This is a genomic window from Nocardia yamanashiensis NBRC 100130, assembly GCF_001613325.1.
Classification (GTDB): Bacteria; Actinomycetota; Actinomycetes; order Mycobacteriales; family Mycobacteriaceae; genus Nocardia; species Nocardia yamanashiensis.
The window spans coordinates 171,126-191,156 of record NZ_BDCD01000004.1 but is presented as its reverse complement, the minus strand read 5'-3'; the positions used below and the strand labels follow the sequence as shown (position 1 = coordinate 191,156).

At 67.1% G+C, this 20,031-nt stretch carries 18 protein-coding genes and 1 pseudogene; 16 read left to right on the top strand and 3 right to left on the bottom strand.

The genetic code is table 11. The annotated features are described in order from the left end of the window. Positions 1-118 precede the first annotated feature (118 nt). From NY1_RS04610 to nuoN, 15 genes and pseudogenes are all read left to right on the top strand, one after another. Complete coding sequence (locus NY1_RS04610; protein WP_067708692.1) at positions 119-538, top strand: Rv3143 family two-component system response regulator; 420 nt, start codon at positions 119-121, stop codon at positions 536-538. Positions 539-924: 386 nt separating this feature from the next. Then, on the top strand, positions 925-1,305 hold the full coding sequence (locus NY1_RS04605; RefSeq protein WP_067708689.1) for an NADH-quinone oxidoreductase subunit A: 381 nt from the start codon (positions 925-927) through the stop codon (positions 1,303-1,305). A gap of 72 nt (positions 1,306-1,377) precedes the next feature. Then, positions 1,378-1,932 (top strand): NuoB/complex I 20 kDa subunit family protein, encoded by a 555-nt coding sequence (locus NY1_RS04600; RefSeq protein WP_067708687.1) that lies wholly within the window; start codon positions 1,378-1,380, stop codon positions 1,930-1,932. Then, positions 1,929-2,717, top strand: coding sequence for an NADH-quinone oxidoreductase subunit C (locus tag NY1_RS04595; protein ID WP_084534641.1), 789 nt, complete (start codon positions 1,929-1,931; stop codon positions 2,715-2,717). Before NY1_RS04600 ends, NY1_RS04595 begins: the two co-directional genes overlap by 4 nt. Then, the gene (nuoD, locus tag NY1_RS04590; RefSeq protein ID WP_067708684.1) at positions 2,717-4,066 is read left to right on the top strand and encodes an NADH dehydrogenase (quinone) subunit D; all 1,350 of its coding nucleotides are present in this window, start codon (positions 2,717-2,719) and stop codon (positions 4,064-4,066) included. The genes NY1_RS04595 and nuoD overlap by 1 nt, the downstream gene beginning before the upstream one ends. Next, positions 4,063-4,758 carry an NADH-quinone oxidoreductase subunit NuoE gene (gene nuoE / locus NY1_RS04585; RefSeq protein ID WP_067708681.1) on the top strand — a complete coding sequence of 232 codons (696 nt, stop codon included), beginning with the start codon at positions 4,063-4,065 and terminating at the stop codon, positions 4,756-4,758. The genes nuoD and nuoE overlap by 4 nt, the downstream gene beginning before the upstream one ends. Next, positions 4,755-6,071: an NADH-quinone oxidoreductase subunit NuoF gene (gene nuoF, locus NY1_RS04580; protein WP_067708679.1), complete on the top strand. Its 1,317-nt coding sequence runs from the start codon at positions 4,755-4,757 to the stop codon at positions 6,069-6,071. The genes nuoE and nuoF overlap by 4 nt, the downstream gene beginning before the upstream one ends. Then, a complete protein-coding gene (locus NY1_RS04575) occupies positions 6,068-8,536 on the top strand; it encodes an NADH-quinone oxidoreductase subunit G (protein ID WP_084534640.1) in 2,469 nt (822 codons plus the stop codon). Before nuoF ends, NY1_RS04575 begins: the two co-directional genes overlap by 4 nt. A 7-nt stretch (positions 8,537-8,543) precedes the next feature. After that, positions 8,544-9,746: pseudogene (gene nuoH / locus NY1_RS04570) on the top strand (NADH-quinone oxidoreductase subunit NuoH); the annotation flags it as partial. Beyond that, the gene (gene nuoI, locus NY1_RS44410; RefSeq protein ID WP_267888391.1) at positions 9,729-10,304 is read left to right on the top strand and encodes an NADH-quinone oxidoreductase subunit NuoI; all 576 of its coding nucleotides are present in this window, start codon (positions 9,729-9,731) and stop codon (positions 10,302-10,304) included. The pseudogene nuoH and the gene nuoI, both read left to right, overlap by 18 nt. After that, positions 10,301-11,113 carry an NADH-quinone oxidoreductase subunit J gene (locus tag NY1_RS04565; protein WP_067708673.1) on the top strand — a complete coding sequence of 271 codons (813 nt, stop codon included), beginning with the start codon at positions 10,301-10,303 and terminating at the stop codon, positions 11,111-11,113. The genes nuoI and NY1_RS04565 overlap by 4 nt, the downstream gene beginning before the upstream one ends. Further along, positions 11,110-11,409: an NADH-quinone oxidoreductase subunit NuoK gene (nuoK, locus tag NY1_RS04560; RefSeq protein ID WP_067708670.1), complete on the top strand. Its 300-nt coding sequence runs from the start codon at positions 11,110-11,112 to the stop codon at positions 11,407-11,409. Before NY1_RS04565 ends, nuoK begins: the two co-directional genes overlap by 4 nt. Position 11,410: 1 nt before the next feature. Then, entirely contained in the window at positions 11,411-13,300 is a 1,890-nt protein-coding gene (gene nuoL / locus NY1_RS04555) for an NADH-quinone oxidoreductase subunit L (RefSeq protein ID WP_067708668.1), read from the top strand. Then, positions 13,297-14,913, top strand: a complete 1,617-nt coding sequence (locus tag NY1_RS04550) for an NADH-quinone oxidoreductase subunit M (RefSeq protein WP_084534639.1) — start codon at positions 13,297-13,299, stop codon at positions 14,911-14,913. Before nuoL ends, NY1_RS04550 begins: the two co-directional genes overlap by 4 nt. Further along, a complete protein-coding gene (gene nuoN / locus NY1_RS04545) occupies positions 14,910-16,547 on the top strand; it encodes an NADH-quinone oxidoreductase subunit NuoN (protein WP_067708666.1) in 1,638 nt (545 codons plus the stop codon). Before NY1_RS04550 ends, nuoN begins: the two co-directional genes overlap by 4 nt. A 71-nt stretch (positions 16,548-16,618) precedes the next feature. Here nuoN and NY1_RS04540 read toward each other — a convergent pair whose 3' ends face one another. Continuing rightward, entirely contained in the window at positions 16,619-17,995 is a 1,377-nt protein-coding gene (locus NY1_RS04540; RefSeq protein WP_067708663.1) for a serine hydrolase domain-containing protein, read from the bottom strand. After that, positions 17,992-18,255: a hypothetical protein gene (locus NY1_RS04535; RefSeq protein ID WP_218028306.1), complete on the bottom strand. Its 264-nt coding sequence runs from the start codon at positions 18,253-18,255 to the stop codon at positions 17,992-17,994. The genes NY1_RS04540 and NY1_RS04535 overlap by 4 nt, the downstream gene beginning before the upstream one ends. 171 nt (positions 18,256-18,426) lie before the next feature. Between NY1_RS04535 and NY1_RS04530 the strand changes: the two genes are divergently transcribed. Next, complete coding sequence (locus NY1_RS04530) at positions 18,427-19,353, top strand: GbsR/MarR family transcriptional regulator (RefSeq protein ID WP_218028305.1); 927 nt, start codon at positions 18,427-18,429, stop codon at positions 19,351-19,353. A gap of 6 nt (positions 19,354-19,359) precedes the next feature. On the opposite strand, the gene NY1_RS04525 is transcribed toward NY1_RS04530, so the two are convergent. Next, entirely contained in the window at positions 19,360-19,932 is a 573-nt protein-coding gene (locus NY1_RS04525; protein WP_067708660.1) for a maltokinase N-terminal cap-like domain-containing protein, read from the bottom strand. Between the last annotated feature and the right edge of the window lie 99 nt (positions 19,933-20,031).

The window sequence follows — 20,031 nt, the reverse complement described above, 5'->3', positions numbered from 1 at the left end:
TGCTACCGGGCGTGAATTGGGTATCGATTGTGATCGACTTGTCTCGCGTCCGGCGAAAACGCGACGCGCACACGGGTTCACGCGAAGCTGCCACCTGCACCCATAGTCAGGACGTACCATGCGGGGCGTGGCCGAAGCGAAGCGTTCCTCCGCGGTGCGGGTGCTGGTCTACAGCAACGACGCCGATTCCCGCAGTCAGATCATGCTGGCGCTGGGTAGACGGCCGCATGCCGATCTACCGCCCATCGAGTACCTCGAGGTCGCCACCGGTCCGGTGGTCATCGAGCACATGGACACCGATGCGCCCGATCTGCTGATCCTCGACGGCGAATCCGCACCCACCGGCGGACTCGGCCTGGCGAAGCAACTCAAGGACGAAATCGCCGACTGCCCGCCCATCGTCGTCATCACCGGTCGCCCGGACGACGCCTGGCTGGCGAACTGGTCGCGCGCCGATGCCGCGGTCTCCCACCCCATCGACCCCATCCGCCTGACCGAAGCGGTCCTCGGCGTACTCCGGAGCCGTTCCGCCGCCTGAAGCGGGCGTTGAACAAGAGAGTTCAGGGGTTTCACCCCTGAAACCCCAATCGGGCGATTCGAACCCGCGTGACCAGGTTTCGGAAGTGAAACCCCCAGCGGGTGAGGCGGGCCCGGATGACCTGGGGTTTCAGGGGTGGAACCCCTGAGAGTTACGAGAGTTGTTTCTGTCACGTGACGGTGGCGATTGCGTCTATTCGGTCATAAAAGACTGTTCTGAATTCGATCAAACGCAGTGGTGAATCGTCATGTATCTTGTCGCGTGAGTTGTAGTCTGTGCCCTAGCTCACACCGCGCACGGGAGGCGCATCAGTCCATCCGCCCCCGTGCGTCGGCAGCTGCGTCCGTATTTCGCGTCGTCCAGCTCGCAGGAGGGGTAGTGCTGTTGTGAACATCGAAACACCCACGCTTGTCCTGGGCGCGGTCGCCGCCGCCTTCGCGGTCTTCTCCGTGTTCCTGGCGTCGCTGATCGGCCCGAAACGCTACAACCGGGCCAAGCTCGAACCGTACGAGTGCGGTATCGAGCCCACCCCGCACGCCATCGGCGGCGGGCCCGGAAGTCCTGCCGGACAACGCTTTCCGGTCAAGTACTACCTGACCGCCATGCTTTTCATCATCTTCGATATCGAGATCGTCTTCCTCTACCCGTGGGCCGTGCACTTCGACTCGCTGGGCCTGTTCGGCCTGGCCGCCATGGCGCTGTTCATCTTCAACGTCTCGGTGGCCTACGCCTACGAGTGGAAGCGGGGCGGGCTCAGCTGGGATTGATTGCCGCACAGGGGGATTCCGAAAACCAACCCCGCGCTTGGCGGGGTCGATCCGATGGAGAAGTAGTTCGACATGGGTCTCGAGGAGAAACTGCCCAGCGGATTCCTGCTGAGCACAGTGGAAGGAATGGCCGGCTACCTGCGTAAAAGTTCGCTGTGGCCCGCCACATTCGGTCTGGCGTGCTGCGCGATCGAGATGATGGCCACCGGCGGCGGGCGATTCGATATCGCCCGCTTCGGCATGGAGGCGTTCCGCGCCTCCCCCCGCCAGGCCGATCTCATGATCGTCGCGGGCCGGGTCAGCCAGAAGATGGCTCCCGTCCTGCGCCAGGTGTACGACCAGATGACCGAACCCAAATGGGTACTGGCCATGGGTGTCTGCGCATCCAGCGGCGGCATGTTCAACAACTACGCGATCGTGCAGGGCGTGGACCACGTCGTGCCGGTCGACATCTACCTGCCCGGCTGCCCGCCGCGCCCGGAGATGCTGTTGAACGCGATCCTGAAGCTGCACGAGAAGATTCAGGAAATGCCGCTCGGCGTCGATCGCGAGGAAGCCATTCGCGAAGCCGAACGCGCCGCGCTGGCCAGCACGCCCACCATTCAATTGAAGGGGCTGTTGCGATGACATTCGATTCAGCCACAGGCACGGAGAGTCCCCCGGAGGAGGCCGTGAAAGCACACGGCGAATCGAATCAGCCGATCGAGCCGCCCGCCGAAACCGCACCGGGCACACCGGAATCCGCCTCGGAACCGGCCGCCGAGGAAGTGATCGGCGTCCAGCACGGCATGTTCGGCGTCACCGGCACCGGCGACACCTCCGGCTACGGCCGCCTGGTGCGCACGGTCAGCCTGCCCGGCGGTTCCGAACCGCCCTACGGCGGCTACTTCGACGACCTGGTCGCCAATCTGCGGGTCGCGCTGGGCAGCGTCTTCACCGAGGCCATCGAGAAGATCGTGGTCTTCCGAGGCGAACTGACCCTGCACGTGCGGCGTGAGCACCTGCCGCTGGTGGCCCAGACCCTGCGCGACAAGGAGCCGCTGCGCTTCGAGCTGTGCCTGGGCGTCAGCGGCGCGCACTACCCGGACGACAAGGGCCGGGAACTGCACGCCGTCTACCACCTGAATTCGATCACCCACAACCGCCGGGTGCGCCTGGAAGTCTCGGTGCCCGACGCGGATCCGCATCTCCCCTCGCTCTATGCCGTCTACCCCACGACGGACTGGCACGAGCGGGAGACCTACGACTTCTTCGGCATCCTCTTCGACGGGCACCCGTCGCTGACCCGGATCGCGATGCCGGACGACTGGCGCGGACACCCCCAGCGCAAGGACTACCCGCTCGGCGGGATCCCGGTCGAGTACAAGGGCGCGCGCATCCCGCCGCCCGACGAGCGGAGGGCATACCACTGATGAACGACATCGACACCCGGCGTACCGAGACAGGTACGCCGGATACACCCGTCTCTCCCACTCCCGAACGGGAATTCACCGCCGTCGGCAACGACTGGGACGAGATCTCCGCAGCGCTGGACGGCGCGGCCGAGGAACGCATCGTCGTGAACATGGGCCCCCAGCACCCCTCCACACACGGGGTGCTGCGCCTGATTCTGGAGATCGAGGGCGAGACCGTCACCGAGGCCCGCTGCGGCATCGGCTACCTGCACACCGGCATCGAGAAGAATCTCGAATACCGCAGCTGGGTACAGGGCGTCACCTTCGTCACCCGCATGGACTATCTCTCGCCGTTCTTCAACGAGACGGCGTACTGCCTGGGCGTGGAGAAGCTGCTCGGCATCACCGACGATATTCCGGAGCGCGCCAGCGTCATTCGCGTCATGCTCATGGAACTCAACCGCATCTCCTCGCACCTGGTGGCCCTGGCCACCGGCGGCATGGAACTGGGCGCGCTGACCCCGATGCTGTTCGGTTTCCGCGAACGCGAGCTGATCCTGGACGTGTTCGAGAACATCACCGGCCTGCGCATGAATCACGCCTACATCCGGCCCGGCGGCGTCTCGCAGGATCTGCCCGAGGACGGCGTGCAGAAGGTGCGCGAACTGCTCGAGCTCATGCCGAAACGCCTGCGCGACATGGAATTGCTGCTCAACGAGAACCCGATCTGGAAGGCCCGCACCCGCAATGTCGGGTACCTGGACCTGACCGGGTGCATGGCGCTGGGCATCACCGGCCCGGTGCTGCGTTCGACGGGTCTCCCCCACGACCTGCGCAAGGCCCAGCCGTACTGCGGTTACGAAAACTACGAATTCGACGTGCAGGTCGACACCGGCTGTGACTGCTACGGGCGCTACCTGATTCGCGTCAACGAGATGAAGGAATCGCTCAAGATCGTCGAGCAGTGCCTGGACAAGCTGCGCCCCGGTCCGGTCATGGTGGAGGACAAGAAGATCGCGTGGCCGGCCGACCTGGAACTGGGTCCGGACGGGCTGGGCAACTCCCCCAAGCACATCTCCAACATCATGGGGAAGTCCATGGAGTCGCTCATCCACCACTTCAAACTGGTGACCGAGGGACTGCGGGTGCCGCCCGGCCAGGTGTACACGGCCGTGGAATCCCCGCGTGGCGAGCTGGGCGTGCATATCGTCAGTGACGGCGGCACCCGCCCGTACCGGGTCCACTACCGCGACCCCTCGTTCACGAATCTGCAAGCGGTGGCGGCGATGTGCGAGGGCGGCATGGTCGCCGACGTGATCGCCGCGGTCGCCTCGATCGACCCGGTGATGGGCGGTGTGGACCGATGACCGAGATCCTGCTCAACCTGACCGTGCGCCCCATCCCGTATCCGCAGGAGGTGCACGATCGTCTCCAGCTGGAGGCGAAGGAGATCATCGACCGGTATCCGCATTCGCGATCGGCACTGCTGCCGCTTTTGCACCTGGTGCAATCGGTGGAGGGCTACGTCTCCGGCACCGGCATCGAATTCTGTGCCGAGCAACTGGGTTTGACCGATGCCGAGGTGACCGCGGTCGCCACCTTCTACTCCATGTACCGGCGCACCCCGACCGGCGACTTCCACGTCGGCGTGTGCACCAACACGCTGTGCGCGGTCATGGGCGGCGACCAGATCTTCGCGGAACTGAAGCAGCACTTGGGCATCAAGCACGGGGAGACCACCGCCGACGGCGCGGTCACCCTCGAGCACATCGAGTGCAATGCCGCCTGCGACTACGCCCCCGTGATGATGGTCAACTGGGAGTTCTTCGACAACCAGACCCCGGACAAGGCGCGGGCGCTGGTGGACGGGCTGCGCCGGGGCGAGCAGATCACCGGAACCCGCAGCGGCGCACCGCTGTGCACCTTCCGTGAGACCGCGCGGATTCTCGCCGGATACACCGACGACCGGCCGAATGCCAACGCCGGCGATCCGGGCGCGGCAACCCTCGCCGGTTTGCATGCGGTGCAAGACGATTCGACCGACGGAGGCGCGAAGTGACCCTGACGCCGGTACTCACCCGCCACTGGGCGGATCCGGAATCGTGGACGCTGGAGAACTATCGCCGCCAGGACGGCTACCGCGCCCTGCCCAAGGCGCTGCGCATGCAACCGGACGAGGTCATCGCGACCGTCAAGGACTCCGGGCTGCGCGGCCGCGGCGGCGCGGGCTTCCCGACCGGCATGAAGTGGGGCTTCATCCCGCAGGGTCCCGGACCGGACGGCATCACCAAACCGCACTACCTGGTGGTCAATGCCGACGAGTCGGAACCCGGGACCTGCAAGGACATTCCGTTCATGCTGGCCTCGCCGCACACCCTCGTGGAAGGCGTGATCATCGCGGCGTACGCGATCCGCGCCTCGCACGCGTTCATCTACCTGCGCGGTGAGGTCGTCTCGGTGCTGCGCCGGCTGCAGACGGCGGTCCGCGAGGCGTACGACGCGGGCTATCTGGGCCGCAATATCCTCGGCTCCGGCTACGACCTGGAAGTGGTCGTACACGCCGGAGCCGGCGCGTATATCTGCGGTGAGGAAACCGCGCTGCTCGATTCCCTGGAAGGCCGCCGCGGCCAGCCCCGGCTGCGTCCGCCGTTCCCCGCCGTCGCCGGGCTCTACGCCTGCCCGACCGTGGTGAACAATGTGGAATCGATTGCCTCCGTACCGTCCATCATCGCCAATGGCGTGGACTGGTTCCGGGGCTTCGGCACCGAGAAGTCGCCGGGCACCACCATCTACTCGCTCTCCGGTCACGTGACGCGACCCGGGCAGTACGAAGCGCCCCTCGGAATCACGCTGCGCGAGTTGCTGTCTCATGCCGGCGGCATCCGCAAGGGGCACACCCTGAAGTTCTGGACGCCGGGCGGTTCCTCCACGCCGCTGTTCACCGCCGAGCATCTCGACGTCCCCCTGGACTACGAGGGCGTGGCGGCGGCCGGATCCATGCTGGGCACCAAGGCGCTGCAACTCTTCGACGAAACCACCTGCGTGGTGCGGGCCGTGCTGCGCTGGACCGAGTTCTACGCCCACGAATCCTGCGGTAAATGCACGCCGTGCCGCGAAGGCACCTATTGGCTGGTGCAGTTGCTGCAACGACTGGAGAACGGCACCGGCCACGAGACCGACCTGGACAAGCTCCTGGACATCGCCGACAACATCAACGGCAAATCGTTCTGCGCGCTCGGCGACGGCGCGGCCAGCCCGATCTTCTCCTCCCTGAAGTACTTCCGCGACGAGTACGCCGAGCACATCCGCCTCGGCCACTGCCCGTTCGATCCGGCCCGGTCGACCGCGTGGGCCGCCGAAGGAGTGCGATGACCAGCACAGTCAGCGCCGGCACCGGCGGGGACCTCGCGCCCGCCGAGCTGGTGAGCGTCACCATCGACGGGACCGTGGTCTCCGTCCCGCCCGGCACCCTGCTCATCCGGGCCGCCGAACTCATCGGCATCCAGATCCCGCGCTTCTGCGACCATCCGCTGCTGGACCCGGTGGGCGCCTGCCGGCAGTGCCTGGTCGAGGTGGAGGGCCAGCGCAAGCCGGTGGCCTCCTGCACCATGACCGTCGCCGACGGCATGGTGGTGCACACCCAGCTCACCTCGCCCGCCGCCGAGAAGGCCCAAGAGGGCGTGATGGAGCTGCTGCTCATCAACCACCCCTTGGATTGCCCGGTGTGCGACAAGGGCGGCGAATGCCCGTTGCAGAACCAGGCCATGTCCAGCGGCCGCGCCGAATCCCGCTTCGACGGCGAGAAGCGCACCTACCCCAAGCCGATTCCGCTGTCCTCGGCGATTCTGCTGGATCGGGAACGCTGCGTGCTGTGCGCGCGCTGCACCCGGTTCTCGCAGCAGGTCGCAGGTGACCCGTTCATCGAATTGATGGATCGCGGTGCGCTGCAACAGGTCGGCATCGCCGCCGGGGAGCCCCTGGACTCCTACTTCTCCGGCAATACCGTGCAGATCTGCCCGGTGGGCGCGCTCACCGGCAGCACCTACCGGTTCCGGGCGCGGCCGTTCGACCTGGTGTCCAGCCCGGCCGTGTGCGAGCACTGCGCCTCGGGCTGCGCGCAGCGCACCGACCATCGGCGCGGCAAGGTCATGCGGCGGCTGGCCGGTGACGATCCGCAGGTCAACGAGGAATGGAACTGCGACAAGGGACGATTCGCGTTCCAGTACGCCACCGAACGCGACCGGCTCACCACGCCGCTGGTGCGCAGCTGGGACGGTTCGCTGCAACCGGCGTCGTGGTCGGAGGCGCTGACCGCCGCCGCACGCGGACTGGCCTCGGCGCACGGCAATGCCGGCGTGCTGGTGGGCGGCCGGGTGACCTTGGAGGACGCCTACGCGTACTCGAAGTTCGCGCGAGTCGCCTTGGACACCAACGACATCGACTTCCGCTCGCGCGCGCATTCCGCCGAGGAGGCCGACTTCCTGGCGGCGCGGATCGCGGGCCAGGGCATCACCGTCGACTACGCGGCACTGGAACGCGCGCCGATGGTGCTGCTGGTCGGATTCGAGGCCGAAGAAGAATCGCCGATCGTCTATCTGCGGCTGCGCAAGTCGGCGCGGAAGAACGGTGCGGCCATTTTCTCCATGGCTCCGTACGTGACTCGCGGTTTGCAGCGCATGTCCGGGACCTTGATCGCTACCGCGCCCGGGGTGGAACCGCATCTGCTGGATGCCATTCGCACCGGATCGACCGAGGGCATCGCGGCCGAGTACGGTCGCCTGCACGAAATCGGCGCTCTGCTGCGGGAACCCGGCGCGCTGATCATCGCCGGTGAACGCCTGGGCGGGATTCCGGGCGGGCTCTCGGCCGCCGCGCGCCTGGCGGACGAGACCGGCGCGCAACTGGCCTGGATTCCGCGGCGGGCCGGTGAACGCGGTGCGCTGGAAGCCGGTGCGCTGCCGGTGCTGCTGCCGGGCGGTCGCCCGGTCGCGGATCCCGTTGCACGGCACCAACTCCGGGAAGCCTGGGGCTGCGGCGAACTGCCCGCGGCCATCGGCAAGGACACCTCCGCCATCCTGGCCGCCGCGCCGACCCTGGGCGCACTGGTCATCGGCGGCGTGGAGGTCGGCGATATGCCCGACCCGCACGCGGCGCTGCGGGCCATCGACGCGGCCAGTTTCGTGGTGTCCCTGGAACTGCGGCGCAGCGATATCAGCGACCGCGCCGACGTGGTCTTCCCCGTCGCCTCGGCCATGGAGAAGACCGGCACCTTCCTGACCTGGGAAGGCCGCCACCGCCAATTCGACGCCGCGCTGCGCGATTCCACGGTCCGCCGGGAAGCCGCACCGCTCGCCGAATACCGGGTGCTCGATGCCATCGCCCAGGAAATGGGGGTGCGCCTGGGCCTGCCCGACGCCGCCCACGCCCGCGCCGAACTCGCCGACCTGGGCGTATGGGACGGCCCCGCCGCCGCGACGCCGGGCATCCGCCCGCAGCCGCTGGCCCAACCGCATCCCGGCAGCGCGGTGCTCGCGGGCTGGCGCATGCTCATCGACCGCGGCCGGTTGCAGGACGGCGAACCCAACCTCGCCGGCACCGCCCGCACCCCGGTGGTGCGGCTGTCCGCGCACACCGCCGCCGAGATCGGCGCCGCCACGGGCGATCCCGTGACGGTCGGCAACGACCACGGGCACATCACGCTGCCGCTGGTCATCACCGAGATGCCGAACCGCGTGGTGTGGCTGCCCATGAATTCCGCCGGCTCGGACGTGCTGGTGCAGCTCGGCACCACACCCGGCCACATCGTGCGTATCCGACGGGAGGATCACCGTGAGTGACTTGAGTATGTTCGGCCACGACCCGTGGTGGCTGGTGCTGGTGAAGTCCATCGGGATCTTCGTGTTCCTGCTGCTCACCCCGATGCTGGCGGTGTACGCGGAACGAAAGATCGTGGCGTTCATGCAGATGCGCGTCGGCCCCAACCGGGTCGGCCCGCGCGGCAGCCTGCAGTCCATCGCGGACGGCGTGAAGATGCTCCTCAAAGAGGACATCATCCCGGCCATCGTGGACAAGCCGATCTTCATTCTGGCCCCGATCATCTCGCTCGTCCCGGCCGTGATGGCGTTCGCCGTCATCCCGTTCGGGCCCGAGGTGAGCATGTTCGGGCATCGCACCCCGTTGCAGCTGACCGATATGCCGGTCGGCGTGCTCTACATCCTGGCCATGGCCTCGGTGGGCGTGTACGGAATCGTGCTGGCGGGCTGGGCTTCCGGGTCCACCTACCCGCTGCTGGGCGGGCTGCGCTCCACCGCGCAGGTCATCTCCTACGAGATCGCCATGGCGCTGTGCTTCGCGGCGGTGTTCCTGCTCTCGGGCACCATGGCCACCTCCGGCATCGTGGAGGCGCAGTACGGCACCTGGTACGTCTTCCTGCTGCTGCCGTCGTTCCTGATCTACGCGGTGTCCATGGTCGGCGAGACCAACCGCGCGCCCTTCGACCTCCCCGAGGCCGAGGGCGAGCTGGTCGGCGGCTTCCACACCGAGTACTCCTCGCTCAAGTTCGCCATGTTCATGATGGCCGAATACATCAATATGGCAACGGTTTCCGCGCTGGCCACCACGCTGTTCTTCGGCGGCTGGCACGCGCCGTTCCCGATCAGCCTGTGGGCGGGCGCTAACTCCGGCTGGTGGCCCATGCTGTGGTTCACCGCCAAGGTGTGGACGTTCCTGTTCGTGTTCATCTGGCTGCGCGGCACGCTCCCCCGCCTGCGCTACGACCAGTTCATGAACCTGGGCTGGAAGCTGCTCATCCCGGTCTCGCTGGCCTGGGTGATGTTCGTGGCCACCCTGCGGGCGCTGCAGAACGAGGGCATCGAGGTCCAGACGCCGGGCATGATCATCGGCGGCATCCTGGTGGCGGGCTTGCTGATCGGGCTCGTCCTCAAGGCCGGGCACGCGGGCGACGATCGCACCAAGGCGGCCCCGGACGAGGAGGCCACCAGCGCCTACTCGGCGTTCCCGGTGCCGCCCATGCCGAAGGAACCGCCCGCGGAAAAGCCGAAACCCGGCCTGCTGGAACCGCTCGGCGGCTTCCTGGTCACCGGCGGCACCATGTTCAAGAAGCCGAACACCGAGATGTACCCCGAGGTCAAGACGCCGACCGCGCCGCGCTATCACGGCCGGCACCAGCTCAACCGGCATCCCGACGGCCTGGAGAAGTGCATCGGCTGCGAACTGTGCGCCTGGGCCTGCCCGGCGGACGCCATCTACGTCGAGGGCGCGGACAACACCGAGGACGAACGCTTCTCGCCCGGTGAGCGGTACGGCCGCGTCTACCAGATCAACTATCTGCGCTGCATCGGCTGTGGCCTGTGCATCGAGGCGTGCCCGACCCGGGCGCTGACCATGACCAACGAATACGAGCTGGCCGACGACAATCGCGCCGACCTCATCTTCGAGAAGGACGATCTGCTCGCACCGCTGCGCAACGGCATGCTGGCCCCGCCGCACGCCATGTACCCGGGTGCGGACGAGGGCTCCTACTACCGGGGTGAAGTGCCCGGTGCGCCCAGCGAATTGGCCGAGGCGGAAGGGGCGGCGAAATGATCTCCCTGCTGGCTGCCGAACCGGAACTGATCACCCGCACCTCCACCGGTGAGGCCGTGCTGTTCTGGACCCTCGCGCTCGTCGCGGTGGCGGGCGCGCTGGGCATGGTGTGCGCGCGCAAGGCCGTGCACTCCGCACTCTGCCTGGCCGCCACCATGATCACGCTCTCGGTGTTCTACATCGCCCAGGACGCGCTGTTCCTGGGCGTGGTGCAGATCGTCGTCTACACGGGCGCGGTCATGATGCTGTTCCTGTTCGTGCTCATGCTGGTCGGCGTCGATTCGGCGGAATCGCTGAAGGAAACCATTCGCGGACAACGGATCGCGGTGCTGGTGGTCGGCATCGGGTTCGGGCTGCTGGTCATCGCCGCCGTCGCGCGCGGCATGGCCGACAAGAGCGTGGCGCTCACCGGTCCCGGACTGGGCGGCAACGACACCGTGGGCGCGCTGGCCGAGCTCATCTTCGTGCGCTACGTGTGGGCGTTCGAACTGACCGGCGCGCTGCTCATCACGGCGACCATCGGAGCCATGGTGCTCGCGCACCGCGAGCGCTTCGGGCCGCGCCAGGATCAGCGGGAACTGTCCAAACAGCGCTTCCGCGAAGGCAAGCGGGTCACGCCGCTGCCGACGCCCGGCGTGTACGCCCGCCACAATGCCGTCGACGCGCCGGCCCGGCTGCCGGACGGTTCCTTCGAGGAGCTGTCGGTCAGCACGATTCTGCGGCATCGGCGCGAACGCGCGCACACCGAAGCGGCGGCGCGCAATGTGAGCGACAACGGCAACGGCTCCCACGAGGAAGGCTTGCGGTGAATCCCGATTACTACCTGTATCTTTCGGCTCTGCTCTTCACCATCGGCGCGGCCGGAGTACTGGTGCGGCGCAATGCCATCGTCGTGTTCATGTGCATCGAGCTCATGCTCAATGCGGTGAACCTCGCCTTCGTCACCTTCGCCCGGCTGCACGCCAATCTGGACGGGCAGGTGTTCGCGTTCTTCACCATGGTGGTCGCGGCGGCCGAGGTCGTGGTCGGCCTGGCCATCATCATGACCATCTTCCGGGCCCGCCGCTCGACCTCGGTCGACGACGCGAACCTGCTGCGGTACTGACATGGATACCGCACAGATGATGCTGTGGCTGCTGCCCGCTCTGCCGCTGAGCGGAGCCGTATTCCTGTTGCTGGTCGGCAAATACACCGACAAGTGGGGACATTGGGTCGGGACCGCGCTGGCGCTGGGCTCCTTCGGGGTCGCGGTGTGGGCGTTCACCGAAATGCTGGGGCGTTCCGACGCGAAACGGGCCGTGCACTATTCGATGTTCGAATGGGTGCCGGTCACCGGGTTGAAGGTGGACTTCGCGCTGCAACTCGACCAGCTGTCGATGTGCTTCGCGCTCCTGATCACCGGTGTGGGATCGCTGATCCACATCTATTCGATCGGCTACATGTCGCACGATCCGGGGCGGCGGCGATTCTTCGCCTACCTCAACCTGTTCCTCGCGGCCATGCTGGTGCTGGTCCTCGCCGACAACTACCTGGTGCTGTACCTGGGCTGGGAAGGCGTCGGCCTGGCGTCCTACCTGCTGATCGGGTTCTGGTACGAGAAGCCTTCCGCGGCAACGGCGGCCAAGAAGGCGTTCATCGTCAACCGCGTCGGTGACATGGGCCTGGCCATCGCGCTGATGGTCATGTTCGCGACCTTCGGGACCATCGACTTCCAGACGGTGTTCGGGGCCGCGGGCCAGGCGAGCGAAGGCACGCTCACGGCGATCGGGCTGCTGTTGCTGCTCGGCGCGTGCGGCAAGTCCGCGCAGGTGCCGCTGCAGTCCTGGCTCGGGGACGCGATGGAGGGTCCGACCCCGGTGTCGGCGCTCATCCACGCGGCCACCATGGTCACCGCGGGCGTGTACCTGATCGCCCGGTCCAACCCGATCTTCGATCTGGCGCCGGGCGCGCAGGCGGGCGTGATGGCCGTCGGCGCGGTGACTTTGATCTTCGGTGCGGTGATCGGCTGCGCCAAGGACGACATCAAGAAGGCCCTCGCGGCATCCACCATGAGCCAGATCGGCTACATGGTCCTCGCTGCGGGTCTCGGCCCGGTCGGGTACGCGGCGGCCATCATGCACCTGCTCACGCACGGCTTCTTCAAGGCCGGACTGTTCCTCGGCGCGGGCTCGGTCATGCACGCCATGGACGACGAGACCGATATGCGGCGCTACGGCGGGCTGCGCAAACTGCTGCCCATCACCTACGTCACCTTCGGGCTCGGATACCTTGCCATCCTGGGCGTTCCGCCGTTCGCCGGGTTCTGGTCCAAGGACCGGATCATCGAGGCGGCGTTCGCGCACGGCGGCTGGGGCGGCATCGTCACCGGTATCGCGGCGCTGGTCGGCGCGGGCATCACCGCCTTCTACATGACCCGGGTCATGCTGCTCACCTTCTTCGGTGAGAAGCGGTGGAAGGAAGGCGCGCATCCGCACGAGGCCCCGGTGTCCATGACCGGTCCGATGATCCTGCTGGCCATCGGTTCGGTCGCCTCCGGCGCGGTGTTCGCGTGGGGTTCCTCGCTGGCGAACTGGCTGGAGCCGGTCGTCGGCAGCCATCACGGCGAACCGGTCATACCGGTCTGGGCCATCACCTTCTTCGCCCTCGCGGTGGTCGCCGCGGGCGTGTGGGTCGCCTACGACCAGTACGCCGGACAGGAGATTCCCGAAACCGCCCCGGCCGCATCGGGTCTCATCGAGGCCGCCCGCCGCGATCTCTACGGCGACGCGGTCAACGAGGCGGCGTTCATGCGCACCGGTCAGCACCTGACCCGCTCGCTGGTCTTCGTCGACAACCGGGGCATCGACGGCCTGGTCAATACGACGGCCGCGGTCATCGGCGGACTGTCTGCCCGGATCCGGCGTGTGCAAACCGGATTCGTGCGCTCCTACGCCCTGTCCATGTTCACCGGCGCGGCCCTGGTGGCTGCCGCCCTGCTGGCGGTGAGGTTGTTTTGAACGACTTTCCTTGGCTGACAACGCTGTGGGCGGTGCCCATGGTGGGGGCGCTGCTGGTGCTGTTCTTCCCCGCCGCGTGGAAGACCGCGGCCCGGGCCTTCGCCTTGATCGTGTCGCTGGGCACGCTGGGTGTGGGGATCTGGCTGGCGATCGATTTCGAGCCCGGCGGTGAGCACTACCAGTTCGTCGAATCGCACCAATGGATTCCGGCGTTCGGGGCGGGTTACACGCTCGGGTTGGACGGCATCGCCCTGGTGCTCGTGCTCCTGACGGCCGGCCTGGTGCCGCTGCTCATCCTCGCCGGCTGGCAGGACGAGCGCGCGGTGGGTACCGGACCCCGCGTCACGCACTACTACATGGCGCTCACGCTGGTGGTCGAGTCCATGGTGCTGATCTCCTTCACCGCCTTGGACATTCTGCTGTTCTACGTGTTCTTCGAGGTCATGCTCATCCCGATGTACTTCCTCATCGGCGGCTTCGGCCCGCGCACCAGCGATCTGGCGGTGCGCGCGCAGCGCTCCCGGGCGGCCGTGAAGTTCCTGCTGTACAACCTGTTCGGCGGGCTCATCATGCTGGCCGCCGTCATCGGGCTGTACGTGCTGACCGCGCGCGAGCAGCTGGGCGCGGACGGTAAGGGCACCTTCGATTTCCGGGTGGTCATGGAAGCCGCCAATTCCGGACAGCTCGGCGCCGGGCCCGCGGTGCTGAACGCGCTGTTCCTCGGCTTCATGTTCGCGTTCGCGGTGAAGGCGCCGCTGTGGCCGCTGCACACCTGGCTGCCGGATGCCGCCGTGGCCGCGACGCCGGCCAGCGCGGTGCTCATGATGGCCGTCGTCGACAAGGTCGGGACCTTCGGCATGCTGCGCTACTGCCTGCTGCTGTTCCCCACCGCCACTTCGACTTACGCGCCGTTCATCAGCGTGCTGGCGGTCATCGGGATCATCTACGGGGCGCTGCTGGCCATCGGGCAGACCGATGTCATGCGCTTGATCGCCTACACCTCGATCTCGCACTTCGGGTTCATCATCCTGGGCATCTTCGCGCTCACCACCCAGGGCGGGTCCGGGGCGACGCTGTACATGGTCAATCACGGGATCTCCACGGCGGCACTGTTCCTGATCGCCGGATTCCTGGTCTCGCGGCGCGGCACCCGGCTCATCGCCGAATACGGCGGCGTTCAGAAGGTCGCGCCGATCCTGGCGGGCACCTTCTTCATCGCCGGTCTGGCCACCCTGTCGCTGCCGGGACTCGCGCCGTTCATCAGCGAATTCCTGGTCCTCATCGGCACTTTCACCCGCTACCCGGTGGCGGCGATCCTGGCGTCCACGGCGCTGGTGCTGGCCGCGCTCTACATCCTGTGGATGTACCAGCGCATGATGACCGGCCCGGTGAAGAAGGGCAACGAGCGGCTCTACGATCTGCTGCCGCGCGAAATGGTCGTGGTGGCGCCGCTGCTGATCGCGCTGCTGGTGCTCGGCTTCTACCCGAAGCCCGTGCTGGACCGCATCGATCCGGCCGTGGCGAACACGCTCACCACCATCGGGCAACACGATCCGAAACCGGCGGTGCAGCCCGAAGCCGCGCAGACCCAGACCGGAGGTGCACACAAATGAGTGCGGGCTCACTGTTGTTCGCCGCCGGAGCGGATACCCCGCTCGCGGCGGTGGTGCCGGCGCCGTCCATCGAATACCGGGATCTGTCGCCGATGCTGATCGTGTTCGGCGTGGCGGTGGCCGGGGTACTGGTGGAAGCGTTCGCGCCCAGGGTGTCTCGGTATTACATCCAGCTGGCGCTCGGACTCGGCGGTCTGGGTGTGGCGCTGGGCGCTGTCATCGGATTGCGCGGTACGTCGGAGACGGCGGTCGTGGGCGCGGTGGCCATCGACGGGGTGACGCTGTTCCTGCAGGGCACCATTCTGGTGGTGGCCATGCTGGGGCTGCTGTTCATGGCCGAACGGCGCGCCGATCGGATGCCGATCCGGCGCGAGGGCCCCGGCACCTGGAGTCTGACGGCGTCGCGCGGGGTGGACGCGTTCACCCCGCAGGCGGCCGCCACGCCGGGCAGCTCGGACGAAATCGCCGCCACCCGAGCCGGAATCGCCACCACCGAGGTCTTCCCGCTCACGCTGTTCGCGGTCGGCGGGCTCATGCTCTTTCCGGCCTCCAATGATCTGCTGACCATGTTCGTGGCGCTGGAAGTGCTGTCGCTGCCGCTGTATCTGCTGTGCGGGCTGGCGCGGCGGCGCCGGCTGCTTTCGCAGGAAGCGGCGCTCAAGTACTTCCTGCTGGGGGCGTTCTCGTCGGCGTTCTTCCTCTACGGGATGGCGTTGCTGTACGGGTACGCGGGCACGGTGCGCCTGTCGGGGATCGCGGACGCGGTGACCCGGGACAGCGGAAACTCGCACACGCTGGCGGTATTGGGCATCGCCCTGCTGGCGGTCGGGCTGCTGTTCAAGATCGGTGCGGTGCCGTTCCAGTCCTGGGTGCCGGACGTCTACCAGGGTGCGCCGACCGCCGTGACCGCGTTCATGGCCGCAGCCACCAAGATCGCGGCTGTCGGCGCCATGTTGCGCGTGCTCTACGTCGCGGTGCCGGATCTGCGGGACGATTGGCGGCCGATCCTGGCGGCCGTCGCCATCGCCACCATGGTGGTCGGTGCGATCCTGGCCGTCACCCAGACCGATATGAAGCGCATGCTCGCGTATTCGGCGGTGGCGCACGCGGGATTCATTCTCACCGCACTGGTCGCGGCCAATACGGCGGGCATCTCCTCGGTGCTGTTCTATCTCGCCGTCTACGGTCTCGGCACGCTCGGGGCATTCGCCATCGTCAGCCTGGTCCGCGACGAGAACGGGGACGAGGCCACCTCGCTCACCGCCTGGGCCGGGATGGGCCGTCGCTCCCCCTGGCTCGCCATCATCCTGTCGCTGTTCCTGCTCTCGTTCGCGGGCATTCCGCTCACCAGCGGGTTCATCGCCAAATTCGCGGTGTTCCAAGCGGCTTCGTCCGGCGGGGCCACCCCCCTGGTCATCGTCGGCGTGGTCACCAGCGCGATCGCGGCATTCTTCTACGTGCGCGTGATCGTGCTGATGTTCTTCACCGACGCACCCGAACCCGGGCCGGCGGTCGTCTTCCCGACGCTCACCACCACGGTCATCGCGCTCACCGCCGCGGCGACCCTGGTGCTCGGCATCTTCCCGCAGCCGCTGCTGGATCTGGCCGAGCAGGCGGCGACGCTCACCCGCTGAGCGACGCGTATCGATCGCGAATCACGAAGGGCCGGGCTGAATTCAGCCCGGCCCTTCGCGTGGTATCGGAGTCATTTCAGCCGTGGGTTCACCCGGCAATTCGTGTGCAGGTATCCGGCGGCGCCGTCGGTGAAGTCGTAGATGGCGACCGTCTGAATGTCCTCCAGCGGATCGGACGGCGGCATCAGGAAGTGGGTCTCGCTCACCGGAAGGAGCTCGTACGTAATGCGATCCGGCCGCTGGAGGAACGCGGCGTGCATCGGATCGAGGGCCAGGGTCAGGTACAGTTTTCCGCCTTCGGCCGATACCTCGTAGCGGGTGCCCGGTCGCCCGTAGACGCCCTCGTAGACGGACAGATCGAGGTGCGGCGCGGGATCCGGTGCCGGCAGGTCCGGGATGGTGACCGCCCCGAGTGCGGTCAGGATCTCGTTGAATGCCTTGCGGTAGAAGCTTTCCCGGGGGCCGCCGTTGGTCAGCATGACGATGGCGGTGTTCGAATCCGGCAGGATCCGGAGCCTGGCGTTCTGACCGATCGTGCTGCCGTCGGTGGCGTAAACGGTTTCGCCGTGCCAGTCGCACACGATGAGACCGAGCGCCCATTCCGGCCCGAACATGTAGGGATCCGGTATGGGTACCCGCGACCGCATCATCTCCCGGATGGATTCGGCCGACACGATGCGCTTCCCGTTCGGCGCCACACCCTCGTCGAGCACGACGTGCGCCATAGCGAGAACCTCCCGGACCGTGGAGGTGATGCCGCCGCCGGGGCCGTACACACGGGGCAGGTAGTCGATCGGGGTGCGGATGGGGCCCTCGGTCAGGGAACGAAGCAGATGCCCGGTCGCGGCGCGGGTTTCGTCCAGCTGCTCGCGCCGGCTGTTCGTGCTGTGCAGGCCCATGGGGTCGAAGAGCCGGTCCCGCATGACATCGTCCCAGTGTTTACCGTCGATCACCTCGAGGATCCGTGCGAGGACGGCATAGCCCAGGGCCGCGCTGTAGCCATGGGTGTGGCCGAGCGGAAACACCTGCGGCGCATCGGCGATGCCGGTGACCATGCGCGCGTAGACGTCGTCGGCTTCGCCGGGATCGCCGTAGGATTCCTCGATGCCGTTGGTGTGGTCGAGCAGGCGCCGAGGGGTGACCCCGGCGCTGGTCGCGGGATCGGCCACGGTGAAACCGGGCAGATAGGTCCGCACCGGTTCATCCAGATCGACTTTCCCCTCATCGACGAGTTGCATGAAGGCCAGTGCGGTCCACGTTTTCGTCATGGAGCCGCATTGGTAGACGGTGTCGGGCGTCGCGGGTTCCCGGGTTTCCACGTTCTTGACGCCGACCGCGAATTCGAAAGTCCGTCCGTCCCGGAGCACACCCACCGCGGCGCTCGGGATGCCGTATTCCGCCAGGAGTGCGGTGATCCGGGCGCGAGGCTGCGACAGATCGACTGTCATCGCGGGAGACCGACCGCATTGGCGGTGTCCGCTTCGAAGTATTCCGTGCTGGCGTAGGCGCCGGCGTGGGTCTCGAAGAAGCCCCGGACCTGTTCGATCGAGTCGGCGGCAATGATGTTCACCGCCTTGGCGCCATCCTTGCTCGCGACCGCTACCTGCCAGGCGGTTCCCTTGGGCAGCTTGGCGTGTGCGGTCTTCAGGCCGCCCCAGAAGTTGTTCTCGTCCGAAACTGTCGATACGACCATCACGTGCATTTCCACGTCCTCACTTTCCAGATGCGGAAAAGCTACGTTGCGTTTCAGATAGCGTCAACGAAGTTGAAACTGAACTCCCAGTTGAATGCTATTTCGTTGCAACGCAATTGCCGATAAATGCAACTGTGCCTAGGTTTCCGTTGCAATGTACTGTGAATGAACGCAAGGACGGGAGGTATGCCGGTGCCAGGAGGCAGGCTGACCCACGCGGACCGCCGCCGCATCGCGGTGTGGCTGGCCGACGGGCTCGGGTACGCCGAAATCGGCCGCCGGCTCGGACGGCCGACCTCGACGATCAGTCGCGAAGTCGCCCGCAACGGCGCCTCCGGCGACTACTTGGCCGAACGCGCGCAACAGGCCGCCGGGGCCCGCGCCCACCGCCGCAGACCTGCCCGGCGCGCCGCGGTCACGATCGCCGCACAACCGGCGGCGGTACGCGACTTCGTGGAGCGGTTCGCCGCCCTGCTGGCCGCTACCGGCATGCCCCGGATGACCGCGCGGGTGTTCGTCCGCTTGCTTACCGCCGAGCTCGACGGGCTGACCGCCGCCGAACTGACTTCCCAGCTGCAGGTGAGCCCGGCATCGGTATCGAAATCCATCGGCTATCTCGAGGCCATGGAACTGGTGGTGCGCCAACAGGATTCGAGTGGACGCCGCCAGCGGTACTTCATCGACGACGACGTCTGGCTGCGGGCGTGGCAGGCCGACACCGGTGCGCACGGTGAGATAGCGATCGCCGCGCAGCAGGGCATCGAGATCTTCGGCGCGGCTTCCATTCCGGGCACTCGGCTCGCCGAGATGGGTCGATTCTTCGGCCGGCTGAGCGATCAGATGCGTGGCAGCCGCCTCGCCGACGCCGTCGGTTTCGACGCACTGACCGTGCTCGCGGCCCTCCTGCATGCCGGTCGGCCGCTCACCCTCGACGCGCTGGCCACCGCACTCGGCTGGAACCAGGATCGGGCCATCGCCGCGCTCGACGCGATCGACCGGCAACCGGGCATCGCCGACCCGTTCGCCGTGCGCGCCATGGAATCCGGGGCGTATGCGCTCACCACCAGACCGGACCGGCTGAGCCCGGTGCAACGCGAAGCACTGGAAAGGTAGACCTGGCTACCCGATTCGCGCTTCCTCTCCGCCCGACGCCACGAACCATACCCCGCGGACGGTCTCGCCCTGATTGTTCGTCCACGGCGCGGACACGAAGCCGCCCTCGAGGTCGTCGCCGGTTTCGGCGAGCACCCGGACGACGTGAGCGGAACCGGAATCGTCCACCGACACGTGCACACTCGAATCCACCGTGTCGCTTCGACTCTGGGCCTGTGCGCGAGTGCGCCCGGCGAGCAGTTCCGCCGCCTGGGCCGCGAACACCGGATCCCGCGTCGCGTCGTAGACCCACCGGCTGCCCAACACGCCGTGTTCGGTGGTGCCGATCAATGCCGCTTCCGCATTCATCAGCGGAGCGCCGCGGTAGGTCATCGGCACGTGATAGGCCACGCCCGTGTTTTCATCGAGCGCGACATAGCATTCGATGCCGACCTCACCGGCCGGATCGTCGATGCGAAATCCGCCCGCTCGCACCAACTTCGGCGTGTCATCGCCGCGATACCACTCCTGCTTCGGCAACCACTGCGCGAGCAGTTCGATCTTGGAGGGAACCAATGTCGTTCGATGCACCTCAGCCATGCCGTCGACCCTAATCGGAGCATCACGCCGACACGCTGCGGGCTGGTCGATAGCATTCCGCATTATCCTTCCGCGCCTCGCAACCAGGGCCTAGCGTTG